This window comes from Kaistia hirudinis, from assembly GCF_014196455.1.
GTDB classification, from domain to species: Bacteria; Pseudomonadota; Alphaproteobacteria; order Rhizobiales; family Kaistiaceae; genus Kaistia; species Kaistia hirudinis.
The window spans coordinates 920,342-936,070 of sequence record NZ_JACIDS010000001.1; the positions used below are offsets into that span (position 1 = coordinate 920,342).

Sequence of the window (15,729 nt, forward strand, 5' to 3'; positions counted from 1 at the left end):
GGCTCAGAGCTTCCGTGCCGCCGCGAGGACCGCCTCGGCGTGGCCGGCGACTCTCACCTTGGGCCAGACTTCGGCGATCTTGCCGTCCCTGTCGATGAGGAACGTCGTCCGCGCGACGCCCATATAGGCGCGGCCATACATCGACTTCTCCTGCCACACGCCATAGGCCTCAATCGCCTGACGCTCCGGGTCGGCGGCAAGGCGGACCGTCAGCGCATGCTTCTTGCGGAACTTGCCGTGACGATCGACCGAATCGGGCGAGATGCCGATCACCAGCGTGTCGGCCGCCGCGAAATCATCCTGCTTGGCGGAAAAATCCAGAGCCTCGGTGGTGCAGCCGGACGTGTCGTCCTTGGGATAGAAATAGAGCACGACCTTCTTTCCTAGGAGGGCCGCGAGGGAAACGACACCCCCATCATCGGTCGGGAGTTCGAATTGCGGGGCCTTGGAGCCGATTGCGGGGTATGACATGCGCCTTCCTTTCGTCGCGTTTGGCTGTCTTGAGAAGAGAAATCCGTAGGCAATTTTCAAGGGGGCTGGCGGAAGGTTCGTTTCCGGGTTCCAATCCAGCTGCGGCATACCGGCCGGCAGCCGGTCCCGCAGCGTGTCGTGTTCAATTGGTCCGCCGTCGCGGACGACCCTGTGAAGGTGCAGCCGGCTGACAATGCGTCTGGACGAGTTCCCATCGGCCCGGGCTCACCGGCCGCTGTATGAGCGTGCCCCGAAAAGGCGGCGGCGCTGGTACAGCCTCGTCCTGCGCGCGCTCGGCATTGTCATGCTGCTGCTGATCGTGCTCACCGGGGCGGCGGCGCTTCTGATTGCCTCGGGGCCCGTCGAACTCAACGTCGTTCGTGATCGCGTCGTCGCGACGGTCCAGGCCCGCCTCGGTCCCGGATATGCGGTCAAGGTCGCCGGCGCCTCGATCGATGTCGATCCCGTGCTCGGCCTGGTGGCCGAGATCGACGAAGTCACGGTCCGCGATGATTCGAATGCCGTCGTGGCGCGCATCCCCGCGACCCGCCTCGCCATTGACCCGCTCTCCTTCCTCAAGCTGCGCGTCGATATCCGCACGGTCGAGATATCGAACCCCGAAATTTCGCTGGTGCGCGGCAAGAACGGCCGGATTTATCTCGGCAATGCCGATACGGTGCCACGCCCGCAGGCCCAGGGAGCTACGCCGGCCAGCGATCCCGCGCAGGCGGCCGCCGACAAGGAATTCGACCGCACCGACGGCGGATTTCCGAACCTCGTCACGGCCCTCCGCATCCTCAATGGCGCGCTCGACCCGGTTATCGACGCGGCGTTCGAGCGCAATTTCGAGCGCTTTGCCGTCGATGCCGGCACGATCCAGATCTGGGATGCGCGCAAGCTGCAGCAGCGCACCTTCCCGCATACGGATCTGTCGCTCACCGTGGACGCGGCTACGCGCGACATCAAGTCCTCCTTCACCACGTCCGGCTATGCCGGGCGCTGGGGCATCCTCGCCGAGCGTTCGGTTGATCCTGCCACGCAGGATCGCACGTTCTCCCTCTCGTTCTCCCAATTGACGCTTGCCGACTTCGAACCGAATTTCGGCCGTCCCGAAAGCCTGCTGACCTCCGATATTCCACTCTATGGACGGGCGACGGTGCGGCTTTCCGTCGACGGAGTGGTCCGCGACGCGCAGGCGCGTTTCGATTTCGGCGCCGGCACCATGGTCTCCGGCTTCGGCAAGGACACGATCCTGCTCGACGAAGCGACCGTGCGCCTGCATTGGGATGTCGCGCGCCGTGTCCTGGTCGTGAACCCGTCGACCTTCTTCTTCGGTGACACGCGCGCCATGTTCACCGGCGAGATCCGCCCGCTCGCCGACCCCTCGGACGGGCGCTACGCCTATTCCTTCGAGAGCCGCGGTCCGATCCTCGCCGCGCGCGACGCCAACGCGCCGCCGATCATGGCCGATCGGATTTCGCTCTCCGGCACGGCCGATTTTCCGGCCAAGCGAATCGACATCAACGAGGCGGCGATCTCGTCGGCGGCGGGCTCGGTCGCCGCCGCGGGCTCGCTCGGCCTTGATGGGCCGACGCCCTCGCTCTCGCTCGCCGCCTCGTTCACGCCGATGTCGCTCGAGACGCTGAAGCAGATGTGGCCTCCGATCCTGGCCGGTCCGGCGCGGAAGTGGTTCATGGAGCATGTCGAGGGCGGGCGCGTCGCCGCCGGCCGCTTCGTCGCTGCGGTTCCGGCGGGCGTGCTGTGGACAGGCGAACGCGTGACCCTACCCGAGGACTATATGCGCCTCGACGCCCGGCTCGAGGACGTTTCGTTCACGACCATCGGCACCGTCCCGCCGATCACCAATGCGAGCGGCAACGCCGTCGTCGCCGGATCGACCTTCGGCATCGACCTCGAATCCGGCCAGATCGCGGCCCCGTCGGGCAAGACGGTGAAGCTGACCGCCGGTGCCTTTGCCGTGCCCAACACGGCGCTGCCCCAGCCCAACGCCCAGATCGAGCTGCAGGGCGAGGGCGATATCGGCGCGATGGCGGAGATCGCCAATTCCGAGCCGCTGCGGGCCATGGATCGGCAGAAGCTCGATCCAACCGCGCAGTCGGGCAACGCCACCTTCAACCTGTCGATCAAACTCCCCCTGAAGCCGGGATTGCTGCCCAGCGATGTGGACTGGCGCGTATCGCTCCAGACCCAAGGTTTCGCGAGCGCCGTTCCGATCGAGGGCAAGACGATCAAGAATGGCGATTTCGCGCTGAACGTCGATGCCCGGGAGATCACGATCAAGGGCAAGGCCTCGATCAACGGCGTCCCGGCTTCGATCGATCTGGTCCAGCCGCTCGGCGAAGGCGAGGCGGATGGCGAGGGTGGCCGGCGCCAGGTCCGGCTCGTGCTCGACGCCGACGCACGCAAGCGCCTCGGCATCGGGCTCGACAATGTGCTCGGGGGCACGGTCGGCGCCATCGTCAACGAGCTCTCCGACGGCCGGAAGGGCCAGCATTACGAGCTCGACCTCAAGCAGGCGCGGCTCGTGCTGCAGGCGGTCGGATGGTCGAAGGGCGTCGGCGTGCCGGCAAAGCTCTCCTTCGACATGCTTCCGGTCGATGACGGCTATCTGATCGACAACATGGTCGCGACCGGAGACGGTTTCGGCTTGAAGGGCAAGGCCAAGCTCGATTCGAAGTTCGGCCTCGTTTCCGCCAATCTCGAACGTCTCGCGCTGCGCAAGGGCGACCAGATCTCGGTCGACCTGCAGCGCAAGGGCAATGGCTATGCGATCGTCGCGCGTGGCAGTTCGTTCGACGCGCGCGGCCTGATCACGGCCTACAAGTCACGCGGCGGCGGTTCGGATGACGGCGGCGCGGATTTGAGCGTCAATGCGAAGGTCGACAAGCTGATCGGCTTCGACCAGACGACGCTGAGCGGCGCGAGCATCGCCATCATCGCCTCGGACGGCGTCGTGCAGAAGATGACGCTCGACGGCGATCTGCCGCGCGGCCCGGTTTCGCTGAGCTATATCGACAAGGGCAGCAGCGCCAATCTCGACCTCGAATCGACTGATGCCGGCGGCCTGCTCGGCTTCGTCGACCTGTATGGCCGTATGAATGGCGGCAGGCTTACGCTGTCCGGTTCGCGCAGCGGGGCATCCGGGCCCTTCTCTGGCATGTTCGACGTCACGAACTTCTCGATCGTCGGCGAAGATTCGATGAAGAAGCTCGTGTCAGCCTCCACCGGCACCGGGGCCGATGCGACGCCCACCGGGATCGACCCGTCCAATGTTCCGTTCGGCCGCATGCGGCTCGACTATACCAAGCGCGGATCGCTGATCGTGATCGAGGACGCGGTCCTGCGCGGGGCTTCGGTCGGTGCGACCATGAACGGGACGCTCGATCTCGCCCGCCAGCGCGTCTCGCTGGTCGGGACCTATCTGCCCGCCTACGCCTTCAACAATCTGTTCGGCCGCGTGCCGCTGCTCGGCCTGGCGCTCGGCGGCGGCAGCCAGGGCGGCCTCTTCGGCGTGACCTTCAAGATCGACGGTCCGATGAACGCCCCGAACCTGACCGTCAATCCGCTCTCGATGATCACCCCCGGCATCTTCCGGAAGATCTTCGAATTCCCGGTGGATTGAGCGGAGCGTTGCGGGAGACCGGCACGGCTGGCGCCCTGCCGCTTCGATGATGCCGACGCGACGGGAGGACGGCGCCCGCCCCTCTCCTACCCCGCGCTTCCGACCGCCGGCGGACCGGCGGTCGGGACGGGATCTTTATCAGTCGATATCGGCGATCGCTTCGCCCGAGCTGCCGCCGAGGCGCTGGGCCAGTGCGGCTTCCATGAACGGATCGAGGTCGCCATTGAGCACGTCCTGCGGGCTCGTGCTCTCGACTCCAGTCCGCAGGTCCTTCACCAGCTGATAGGGCTGGAGGACGTAGGAGCGGATCTGGTGACCCCAGCCGATATCGGTCTTCGTCGCCTCGGTCGCGTTGGCCGCCGCTTCGCGGCGCTCCAACTCGGCCTCGTAAAGCCGGGCGCGCAGCATGTCCCACGCCGCGGCGCGGTTCTTATGCTGCGAGCGTTCGTTCTGGCACTGCACGACGATGCCCGACGGAATGTGCGTGATGCGCACGGCCGAGTCGGTCGTGTTGATGTGCTGTCCGCCGGCGCCCTGCGCGCGATAGGTATCGATGCGGCAGTCGCTCTCGTTGATCTCGATCTCGATCGAATCGTCGACCACCGGATAGACCCAGACGCTCGCAAAGCTCGTGTGCCGGCGCGCGCTCGAATCATAGGGCGAGATACGCACGAGACGATGGACGCCCGATTCGGTCTTCAGGAAGCCATAGGAGCGCTCGCCTTTGACCAGAAGCGTCGCCGACTTGATGCCGGCTTCTTCGCCGTCATGGAGTTCCATGATCTCCACCTTGCGGCCGGAGCGTTCGGACCAGCGCGTGTACATGCGCATCAGCATGTTGGCCCAGTCCTGGCTCTCGGTACCGCCGGCGCCGGCATGGATTTCCACATAGGTATCATTGCCATCGGCCTCGCCGGACAGCATGGATTCGATCTGGCGCTCACGGATCTTGTCCTTGAGGACATCGATCGCAGCCTCGGCTTCCGCAACGATCGACGGATCGCCCTCGGCTTCGCCGAGCTCGATGAGCTCAAGATTGTCGGCAAGGTCGCGCTCGCTCTCGACGACGGCCTTGATGCCGTCCTCGAGGCTCTGCCGCTCGCGCATGAGCTTCTGCGCCTTCTGCGGATCGTCCCAGAAGTTCTGGGTCTCGGAGAGCGCGTTCAGTTCCAGGAGGCGTCGGTTCGCACGATCCCAGTCAAAGATGCCTCCTCAGCAGGGTTATGCCCTGCTTGATCTCATCGACGATCTGCTCGATCTCGGCTCGCATGCCCATTCCAGTCTGTGAGGGGCTTCATTGCCCGTCGGGAGGCGCGAACATAGTGTCGGGCTTTGCCGCTGTAAACCGATGAGGCAGGACGCCATGTCACGACGATCAATCGCCCTTTTCGCTGCCGCCCTCGTGGCGATGCTCGCGGCCGCGCCGGCCCTTGCGACCGGATCGCTCGCCGAGCGCACCCTCACCGCGGCCGACAAGGCGCGGCTCGCTGACTTCGGTACGTCGCGCTCCGAGGCCATCGCCGAAGCCAATTCAGGCGGGAATCCATCCGAGGTTAGCGCGCTCGACGGCATCCTCTCCGGCAAGCCGCAGCCGATCCTCGGCGTCGATATCCGAGGCACCTATCGCTGCCGGACGATCAAGCTCGGCGGCACGCTGCCGCTCACCATGTATGACTGGTTCTCATGCCGGATCGACGAAGACGACCTCGGCTATCGACTCGTGAAGACGAGCGGCTCGCAGCGCCTCTCCGGCCACTTCATCGACGACAGCCGCACCCGCCTCCTCTACTACGGCGCCGCGCACTATTCCGACGAGAAGCCGAAGGCCTATGGCCGGGACGCCGACAGCAACCAGGTCGGCTATTTCTACAAGGTCGGCCCGGGGCGCTACCGGCTCGAACTGCCCCTGCCCCAATATGAATCGAAGTTCGACATCATCGAGCTGGTGAAGCGCTGAACCGGATGAAATGAGAACGCCGGGAGCGACCGATCGACGGTCACTCCCGGAGCAGCAGAACTTCTAGAGCAGCGTGCCGTGCAGGATCACGGAGGCGATCGAGAAGTAGATCACGAGGCCGGTCACGTCGACGAGCGTTGCGACGAAGGGCGCCGACGCGCTGGCCGGATCGAAGCCGAGCCGCTTCATGATGAAGGGCAGCATCGAGCCCGCCAGCGATCCGAAGGCGACGATGCCGACCAGACCCGCACCGACCGTGGTCGCGACGAGGATCCAGAAGACGCCATAGTCATGCAAACCGAGGAGCTGCCACGCGACGATGCGCGTGAAGCCCATGGCGCCCAGGATCGCACCAAGGGTCAGGCCGCTCGGCAGTTCGCGCAGCGCCACGCGCCACCAATCCTTGAGCCGCACCTCGCCGAGAGCGAGCGCACGGATGATCAGCGACGTCGCCTGCGAACCCGAATTGCCGCCCGAGCTCATGATCAGCGGAATGAACAGCGTCAGCACGATCGCCTTTTCGAGTTCGGTCTCGAAATGCTGCATGGCGGTCGCGGTCAGCATCTCGCCGATGAACAGCGCCGCAAGCCATCCGGCGCGCTTGCGGATCATGCTGGTGAAGCCGATCTCCATATAGGGCTCGTCCAGCGCCTCCATGCCGCCGAACTTCTGGACGTCCTCCGTGGTCTCCTCGAAGATCGTGTCGATGATGTCGTCGACGGTGACGATGCCGATGACGTGATGCCGCTCGTCCACGACCGGGACGGCGAGCAGGTCATATTTGGAGACGAGGCGGGCGACGTCCTCGCGATCCGTGGTCGGCTTGACGGTCACGGGCTTGCTGTGGCGCGCCGCCGCAAGGACGGGCGCGGACGGATCGGTGGTGATCAGCCGGCGCAGCGTGACCGTCTGCAGCAGCGCCTTCGTCTCGGGATGCAGCACGCAGATCGTGTAGATCGTCTCGCGGCTCTTCTCGACCTGGCGGATGTAATCGAGCGTCTGCGCGACGGTCCAGTTCGCGGGCACGCTGACCATCTCGGTGGTCATGATCGCGCCAGCGCTGCCTTCCGGATAACCGGCCAGATGCGCCACCGCGGTCCGCGTTTCGCTGTCCAGACGCTCGATCAATTGCGAGCGCTGCGGCTCGTCCATCTCGCCGAGAATGTCGGTCGCGCGGTCGGCCGAGACGCCCGAGAGGAGCGTCGCCGCGCGATCGAGCGGCAAGTTCGCAACGACCTCCGCCGCGTCCTCGAATTCCGGCTGGTCGAGCAATTCGACCACGCGCTCGTCCGGCAGGCCGGCGACGACACCGGCCGCCTGCTCGGGCTCCTGCTCGTTCAGATGCTCGACGACATCCGCGACATGGCCGCGCTCGAGATCGAGCGCCGACGCCTCTGCGATCGGACGATCCTTGAGGATGTTCTCTTCCATGGCTCACCTATTTGCGATCGGCCGCCGCGCCGATCCTGGTGAGCCGGATCAGCCGGTCAAACCAATATCGCCGCGGGCGGCAAGCACATTCGACTGCTACTGTCGCTTGGCATTGGGTTGAGGGTTCCGGTTGGGGCCGTGCCGCTTGAGCGGACCGGCTCTGCACGCGCAGAGGTGCGCAAATCGGCGCGCATCGTCAAGTCAATTCACGCTGAAATTCGTGCGCGCACGTGGATGTCATCGGGGCGAAGCGGCGGATGCTAAAGGCTTTCCGGGATTCAGGCGCGGGATGCGACAAGGAGCGCACCGAGACCGATCAGCGCGACGCCGAGCCAGTTCTTCATCGACAGTCGCTCACCGAGTAGGGCGACACCGAAGACCGCCACCAGCACGACGCTGAGCTTGTCGATCGGCGCCACGCGCGCGGCGTCGCCGAGCTTGAGCGCGCGGAAATAGCAGAGCCAGGACGCGCCGGTGGCGAGGCCCGAGAGTACGAGGAAGACATAGCTCCGCGTGCTGACCGAGCCGAACGCCTGCCAGCCCCGTGTCGCCGTCAGCATAGCAGCGATCGCCAGCAGGATCACGATCGTGCGGATGAAGGTCGCGAAATCGGAGCCGACGCCGGCAATGCCGATCTTGGCGAGGATCGCCGTCATGGCGGCGAAGACGGCCGACAGAACGGCCCAGAGGAGCCATGAGGACGATAGCGCGCTCACAGCTCCTCCTGGAGGGTTGGATCAGTAGAGGCCGCCCGTTCCGGACATGACGGCCCGATCGGACTCAGGCGACACGGACAGCGGCTGACCATTGGCGTCCGTCTGCCCGATGATCGAATAGGTGTCGGGCGGACCGGTTCCCGGCTTGAAGGCTTCGAGGATCACGCCCGGCCCCTCGGCGCTCGCGCGCATGCCGGTCTTCCGGTCGATCGGGATCAGCGTCATGCCCTCGGGCATGCGGAACGGGATCGCCGGCTTGTCGGCGAGCGCGAGCTTCAGGAACTCGGCCGCGATCGGCGCAGCCGCCTGTCCGCCGGTCTCGCCACGTCCCATCGAGCGGGGCGTGTCGTAGCCGAGGAACACGCCGACCACGAGATCCGGCGAATAGCCGATGAACCAGGCGTCCTTATAGTCGTTGGACGTTCCGGTCTTGCCGGCGATCGGCTTGCCGACCTCCTTGACGACGGTGGCGGTGCCGCGCTGGACCACGCCTTCCATCATCGAAGTGATCTGGTAGGCCGTCATCGGATCGAGCACCTGCTCGCGATTATCCGTGATGGCCGGCTCGTCCTGATTGTGCCAGGCATCCGCGTCGCATCCTTCGCAGACGCGGTCCTCATGCTTGTAGATCGTCTTGCCGAAGCGATCCTGAATGCGGTCGATCAGCGTCGGACGGACCTGGCGGCCGCCATTGGCGAACACGGCATAGCCCGACACCATGCGCAGCACGGTCGTCTCGGATGCACCGAGCGCATTTGGCAGGAACGGTCCGAGATTATCATAGACGCCGAACCGCTTCGCATATTCGGCGACGAGCGGCATGCCCATGTCCTGCGCCAGGCGCACGGTCATGACGTTACGCGACTGCTCGATACCGGTGCGCAGCGTCGAGGGGCCGTAGAACTTCTGGGCATAGTTCTCCGGCCGCCAGATCGGCTGGCCGAAGCCCGGATCGATCTCGATCGGCGCGTCCATCACCACCGACGACGGCGTATAGCCATTGTCGAGCGCCGCCGCGTAGACGAACGGCTTGAACGAGGAACCCGGCTGGCGCATCGCCTGCGTCGCGCGGTTGAACTCGCTCTCCGCGTAGGAGAAGCCGCCATCCATGGCGAGCACGCGGCCCGTATGGGGATCCATGACCACCATCGCGCCTTCGATCGCGGGCACCTGGTGCAGGCGATAGGCGTCGGGCTTACCGTCGGCCGGCTCGACATAGACGACGTCGCCGACATTGAGCACGCCGGGCACGCTCTTCTTGCCACGCAGCGCCCAGCCCATCTCGGAGGCAGGGATCGTACCCGTCTCGCGATCGGACAGCAGATTGCCGGCGCCATCGCGGCCGGGCTGCAGCCCGATCTCGGCGCCATCCTTGTTGACGGCCGTGACGATGGCGAGGCGCCATTCATAGATGTCGGCCAGCGCCGGCACCGAGCCGACCGCCACGCCCCAATCGCCTTCGATCGGAACATTCTTGACCGGCCCGCGCCAGCCACGCTCCTCGTCGAAGGAGACGAGGCCGTTCATCAGCGATTGGCGGGCCATGACCTGCATGCCCGGATCGAGCGAGGTGCGCACCGACAGGCCGCCCTCATAGAGCGACTTCTCGCCATAGATCTGCATCAGCTGGCGGCGCACTTCCTCGACATAATAGTCGGCGGCGAAGATGTGCGGGCTGGCACGGCGGGTCTTGACGCCGAGCGGCTGCGCCTTGGCGGCCTCGCCCTCGTCCTTGGTGGCGTAGCCGTTCTCGACCATCCGGTCGATCACCCAGTTGCGGCGTTCGATCGCGCGATCGGGATAGCGGAACGGATTGTAGTTGTTCGGGCCCTTGGGCAGCGCCGCCAGATAGGCGGACTCGGCGAGCGTCAGCTCATGGACCGACTTGTCGAAATAGGCGAGCGAGGCGGCGGCGACGCCATAGGAGCCGAGCCCCAGGAAGATCTCGTTCAGATAGAGCTCGAGGATCTTGTCCTTCGAGTTCGCCTGCTCGATGCGGAGCGACAGGATCGCTTCCTTGATCTTGCGATCGAGCGTGCGCTCGTTCGTCAGCAGGAAGTTCTTGGCGACCTGCTGCGTGATCGTGGAGGCGCCGATCATGCGCCCATTCGACGACAACGCCGAGATGTTCTGCAGGCCGGCGCGCAGGATGCCCTGATAGTCGAGGCCGGAATGCTCGTAGAAGTTCTTGTCTTCCGCCGAGATGAAGGCCGCCTTGACGCGGTCCGGGATCGCCTGGATCGGCAGATAGAGCCGCCGCTCGCGCGCATATTCGGCGACGAGCTGACCGTCCGCGGCATGAATGCGCGTCGTCACCGGCGGCTCGTACTTGGCGAGCACCTCAACCGAGGGAAGCCCGCCTGTCAGGCCCGAGACGTACCAGGCCAATCCCGCTGCAACCACCAGAAAGAACACGGCGCCTATCCCAAATATGTAGCCGATCAGTCGCAGAAACATGTCGCTCGCGTTCCCCGTCGATCCGCCATCTTCGGCATACCGGTCGGCCGACGGGACGGACCCCGGTCACAAGTTAAGCTGGACCCGAAAGGCAAGCCGCTCGACAACGCAGCATAGCGCGGCGAAACGCGCGGCGCGACAAACACGCCCAAAATCGCCGACACCGGGCCGCGATGGCCCTGCACCTCCGGGTTCCGGACCATCCGGTCCGGCTTCGATAACCCCGATGGGTTCTCTCTTCCAGTCGATTTGTGGAGATTGTGGGGCGCCCTGCCCCCGATATCCCCGAAGGCGCGTCGCGTTGCGCATGGGCAACGGCGCAATCACGGCGATGCCGTGGCCGGCGCGACCGAGCCGGTGGTCTGCGCGAGCTTCATACGGAAGTAGTCGTCGATGGCGCCCTTCATCGCATCCGCGGTCGTCTGGCGCCATTCCTCGGATTTCAGCAGCTTTTCGTCATCCGGATTGGAGAGATAGCCGAGTTCGACGAGGGCCGAAGGAACGTCCGGCGCCTTGAGCACCATGAAGCCCGCCTCCTGATGCGCCCGCTTGAACAGCCGCACCTTGGGCTTCAATTCCTTGATCATGTTGCGCGCGAAGACGACGGCGAAATTTTTCGTCTCGCGACGCGCCAGGTCGATCAGGATGTCCGACACCTCGTCGGTATCCTCGGTGATGGCGACGCCGGCCAGGATGTCGGACTTGTTCTCCGATTCGGCGATCCGCGCCGCCATCTGGTCCGATGCCTTCTCGGACAGCGTATAGACCGTGGCCCCCCGGACGTCGGCGCCGAAGAAGGAATCGGCGTGGATCGAGACGAACAGATCGGCATGACGGGCGCGGGCGAATGCGACGCGGCCGCCGAGCGAGATGAAGGTGTCGTCGTCGCGGGTCATCGAGACATCGTAGCGCCCGCTCGCGGCGAGCTTGTCGCGCAGCAGCTGCGCGAAGGCGAGCACGATGTCCTTCTCCATCGTCCCCGACTTGGCGATCGCGCCGGAATCGATGCCGCCATGGCCCGGATCGATGACGATCCGCAGGCGGCCATCCGCTTGAGGCGCGGCGGGCGGCGTGACGGCAGCACCGACAACGGCCTTCTCATTGGCGCGATAGGTGCGCACGGCCTCCGCGAATTTCTCGCGCGTCGTCGGCACCATGTCGACCACCAGCTTGGCAGGCTGGTCGCCGGCGGCCGGAAGCACGAAGGACTTGTCGACACTGACCGGTGCGCTGACGTCGAGAACGATGCGCGACTTGCCGGCCGAGATCATGCCGTAGCGAAAGGCGGAGGCGAGCCCCTTGCCCTTCGCGCCGGCTCCTTCCGGCAGGGCGAAGGTCACCCGCGGCAGATCGATGACGACGCGGTCGGGCTCATCGAGCACGAACACCGAGACATCGACCGCCGCGCTCATGTCCATGACGAAACGCGTGCGCTGGGAGTCGCCGACGATCCGCGCCTCCCGCGCCACGACATCAGCGGGCGCATTGGCGGCGGACGGCTCGGCCGCAGACGCCGCCTCCGCCGTCTCTGCAGCCGACGCGGCATGCGGGACGGCAAGGGAAAGCGCGACCAGAACGGCCACAACCACCGTCGATCCGATCCGCTGCAACAGGGATCCGGTCGTGCGTTTGATGCTTGGCTCCTGCATTCGACCCGTTCGCTAGAGACGCGTCCCGGCGGACCTTGGCTGTTTAGACGATTAGGAGCGAATGGTTAACCCCGTCTTCACGCCCATCCCGCCTTCCGTAGACCTGATACGCCCATCTCGAAAACCTTGCCAAGAATCGTCGCCTTGCCTAAAAGGAATCCTGGAATTCATCCTCCAGCCGGCTTGCCTTTCATTCGGGCGCTGCCGGTGCGATGCGGTGAGGCGAAGAAAGGAACCGGACCGGAGGCTAGGTCGCAGGTTCCGGATCGTTGTCTTGCGCTCAATCTGGTGCTCGGTCAGGGGATGGACAGGCATCCTCGCCGCGCATGGCGCATTCGTTTTCGCGCGCAACGGTGAGGCTTGTCTGCGGTTCGCGCGGCGATCCATCGTCGCGTGCACTGGTGGCTCTGTCCCCGCGCCGCCGCAACGAACGGGTTTCAAGCGCGTCAACATGGTCCTGCCGGAGTTCTTTCCCTTCACAAGCATGATGCCGGGTGATTCCGGCGTCGCTTTGTCGACGGGTTCGGTGGCCTTGGGCGTGCTTCCAGCATTTCCCCACATCCCCCATGACAGTCTCCCCGCGACCACCGCGGCGTCGGCGCCTTCCGCCGGCCGCACGCGTCCGAGCGGAGGCTCCGGAGAATCTGCACTATGGCCAACAAGATGCTCATCGACGCCACCCACCCCGAGGAGACTCGGGTCGTTGTGGTGCGCGGCAACCGGGTCGAGGAGTTCGACTTCGAGTCTGCGAGCCGCAAGCAGCTGCGCGGCAATATCTATCTAGCCAAGGTCACGCGCGTCGAGCCGTCGCTGCAGGCGGCCTTCGTCGAATATGGCGGCAACCGCCACGGCTTCCTCGCCTTCTCGGAAATCCATCCCGACTATTATCAGATCCCCGTCGCCGACCGTCAGGCCCTGATCGAGGCCGAGGAAGCGGAGGAGCGCGAGGCCGAGGAGCGCGCGTCGCGCCAGGCCGCCAAGCGCCAGTCGCGCCATGCGAGCGCCGCCAGCGAGGCGGAGCAGGTTTCCGAAGCCCCCGCCGAAGCCCCCGCGGCATCGGATGAGCAGCCGGCCGAAGGCGCCGCCGAGACCGCTTCGGAAGAGACCGAGGCCGCTGCCGCGGCGTCCGAAGACAATGGCGACCTCGACGCGCCGCCCTCCGACAGCCATGTCGAGGAGATCGGCGGCGAGGAGGAGCATCCCGAGGACAGCGTCGAATCCGTCGGCGCCGAGGATGCGCTCGAGGAAGTGCCGGAGCGCCAGCGCGTGCGCGCCCGGCAGTACAAGATCCAGGAAGTGATCAAGCGCCGGCAGGTGCTGCTGGTGCAGGTGGTCAAGGAGGAGCGCGGCAACAAGGGCGCGGCTCTGACGACCTATCTTTCGCTCGCCGGCCGCTATTCGGTGCTGATGCCGAACACGGCCCGTGGCGGAGGCATTTCGCGCAAGATCACCAATACGGCGGATCGCAAGCGCCTCAAGGAAGTCGCCTCCGAGCTGGACGTGCCGGAAGGCATGGGCGTCATCCTGCGCACCGCGGGCGCCTCGCGCACCAAGCCCGAGGTGAAGCGCGACTTCGAATATCTGCTGCGCCTTTGGGAGAATGTGCGCGAGCTGACGCTGCGCTCTGCGGCGCCCACCCTCGTTTATGAGGAAGGCAGCCTGATCAAGCGGTCGATCCGCGACCTCTACAACAAGGACATCGACGAAATCCTCGTCGCCGGCGACGACGGCTACCGCGAGGCGAAGGACTTCATGCGCATGCTCATGCCGAGCCATGCCAAGAACGTCCAGCCCTACCGCGAGACGCAGCCGATCTTCGCGCGCTACGCCGTGGAAGCGCAGCTCGACGCGATGTTCTCGCCGCAGGTGACGCTGAAGTCCGGCGGCTATCTCGTCATCAACCAGACGGAAGCGCTGGTTGCGATCGACGTGAACTCCGGCCGTTCCACGCGCGAGCACAATATCGAGGACACGGCCTACCAGACCAATCTGGAAGCGGCCGAGGAAGTGGCGCGCCAGCTGCGCCTGCGCGATCTCGCAGGCCTCATCGTGATCGATTTCATCGACATGGAGGAGAAGCGGAACAACCGCGCCGTCGAGAACAAGCTGAAGACCGCGCTCAAGAACGATCGCGCGCGCATCCAGGTCGGCCGCATCTCGCATTTCGGCCTGCTCGAAATGTCGCGCCAGCGTATCCGGACGGGCGTCGTCGAGAGCTCGATGGAGGTCTGCCCGCACTGCCACGGCACCGGACATGTCCGCGCGCCGGCTTCGGTCGCGCTGCATGTGCTGCGCTCGATCGAGGACGGTCTGCTCAAGGGCGCGACGCACAACCTCATCATCCGCACGCGGGTCGCCGTCGCCCTCTACATCCTCAACCAGAAGCGCGGCCATCTGGCCGAGATTGAAGAGCGCTTCGGCATTTCGATCACCGTTCTCGCCGACGAGAGCGTGACGTCGGCCGCGCACTACACGCTGGAACGCGGCGAGCCCGTGACGCCGCGCGAGCTTCCGGTTCCCGCGCCGACCATCGTCCAGCCGGACTCGATCGAGCCGGTCGACGAGGTCGTCGTCGAGGAGGAGGAAATCGAAACCGCCGAGGCCGAGGCCGAGCCCGAGGAAGCCGCGTCGGAACGCGGTGGCGAAGGCGGCGGACGCCGCAAGCGTCGCCGTCGTCGGCGGCGTCGTGGCGACGGCCCGGCTGCATCGGCCGAGGGCGATAGCCAGGCGACGTCGGAAGCTGCCGATGGCGAGGATGGCGGCGAGGACGAAGACGGCGAGGACGAAGGCGACGTCGCGGAAGCGGCCGAGGGCGAAGCCGCCGAGGGCGCCGAATCGGCCGAGAGCGCCGAAGCCAAGCGCCGTCGCCGGCGCGGCCGTCGCGGCGGCCGTCGCGGTCGCCGCAATGGCGCCGACGAGAACGGCCTGGAAGGCGGCGACCAGCCCTCGCTCGAACTGGACGAGACCGGCGAGGTCCTGTCGGATCGCTATGTCGAGGTCGAGCCGACCGGGATCCGCGAGATCGATCCCGAAGACGCCGGCGAGCGGCTGATCGAGGACGACGTTCCGGTCGCCGATGTCGGCGAGATGGAAGTGCCGCTGTTCGACTCGATCGATGACCAGCCGGAACTCGACATGCCGGAGGTCGGCGACGACGAGGATGACGAGCCCACCGATGGGCCGTCCGACCTCCATGTCGTCACCGAGGATGCGATCGAGGCGAGCGCCGAAGAGGCGGTCGTCCCCGAGGCTGAGGTCGAGGTTGAGGTTCAGATCGAGCTTCAGAACGAGCCCGAGCCCACGCCCGCGCCGCAGCCCGTCGAGGACAATCGTCCGAAGCGCGGTGGCTGGTGGCAGCGCCGCTCGCAGGGCTAGTTCGCCCGCACGACTTTGAAGATCGAGAGG

At 65.8% G+C, this 15,729-nt stretch carries 9 protein-coding genes; 3 read left to right on the plus strand and 6 right to left on the minus strand.

What is annotated here, in order from left to right; all coding sequences use genetic code 11:
- Positions 1-3 precede the first annotated feature (3 nt).
- Positions 4-471 (minus strand): peroxiredoxin, encoded by a 468-nt coding sequence (locus GGR25_RS04275; RefSeq protein WP_183397448.1) that lies wholly within the window; start codon positions 469-471, stop codon positions 4-6.
- A 193-nt stretch (positions 472-664) separates the two neighbouring features.
- On the opposite strand from GGR25_RS04275, the gene GGR25_RS04280 reads away from it, so the two are divergent.
- Entirely contained in the window at positions 665-4,114 is a 3,450-nt protein-coding gene (locus GGR25_RS04280; RefSeq protein WP_183397449.1) for a YhdP family protein, read from the plus strand.
- 138 nt (positions 4,115-4,252) lie between these two features.
- On the opposite strand, the gene prfB is transcribed toward GGR25_RS04280, so the two are convergent.
- Positions 4,253-5,384, minus strand: a protein-coding gene (gene prfB, locus GGR25_RS04285; protein ID WP_183397450.1) for a peptide chain release factor 2 whose coding sequence is annotated in 2 segments (ribosomal slippage) — positions 4,253-5,314 and positions 5,316-5,384 — 1,131 coding nt in all. Because the reading frame shifts where the segments join, the coding sequence is not laid out codon by codon here.
- Between the two features lie 93 nt (positions 5,385-5,477).
- Between prfB and GGR25_RS04290 the strand changes: the two genes are divergently transcribed.
- Entirely contained in the window at positions 5,478-6,071 is a 594-nt protein-coding gene (locus tag GGR25_RS04290) for a DUF4893 domain-containing protein (protein WP_183397451.1), read from the plus strand.
- A gap of 63 nt (positions 6,072-6,134) precedes the next feature.
- Here the strand turns inward: GGR25_RS04290 and mgtE are convergent, their stop codons facing one another.
- The 4 genes from mgtE to GGR25_RS04310 form a co-directional block, all read right to left on the minus strand.
- Positions 6,135-7,502, minus strand: coding sequence for a magnesium transporter (mgtE, locus tag GGR25_RS04295; RefSeq protein ID WP_183397452.1), 1,368 nt, complete (start codon positions 7,500-7,502; stop codon positions 6,135-6,137).
- A gap of 278 nt (positions 7,503-7,780) precedes the next feature.
- Entirely contained in the window at positions 7,781-8,218 is a 438-nt protein-coding gene (locus tag GGR25_RS04300) for an EamA family transporter (protein WP_183397453.1), read from the minus strand.
- A 21-nt stretch (positions 8,219-8,239) separates the two neighbouring features.
- Positions 8,240-10,675, minus strand: coding sequence for a penicillin-binding protein 1A (locus GGR25_RS04305; protein ID WP_183397454.1), 2,436 nt, complete (start codon positions 10,673-10,675; stop codon positions 8,240-8,242).
- Positions 10,676-10,998: 323 nt separating this feature from the next.
- Positions 10,999-12,285 carry an N-acetylmuramoyl-L-alanine amidase gene (locus GGR25_RS04310; RefSeq protein ID WP_246409187.1) on the minus strand — a complete coding sequence of 429 codons (1,287 nt, stop codon included), beginning with the start codon at positions 12,283-12,285 and terminating at the stop codon, positions 10,999-11,001.
- A 690-nt stretch (positions 12,286-12,975) separates the two neighbouring features.
- Here GGR25_RS04310 and GGR25_RS04315 point away from each other — a divergent pair.
- Positions 12,976-15,699 (plus strand): Rne/Rng family ribonuclease, encoded by a 2,724-nt coding sequence (locus GGR25_RS04315; RefSeq protein WP_183397456.1) that lies wholly within the window; start codon positions 12,976-12,978, stop codon positions 15,697-15,699.
- The last annotated feature ends 30 nt before the right edge of the window (positions 15,700-15,729 follow it).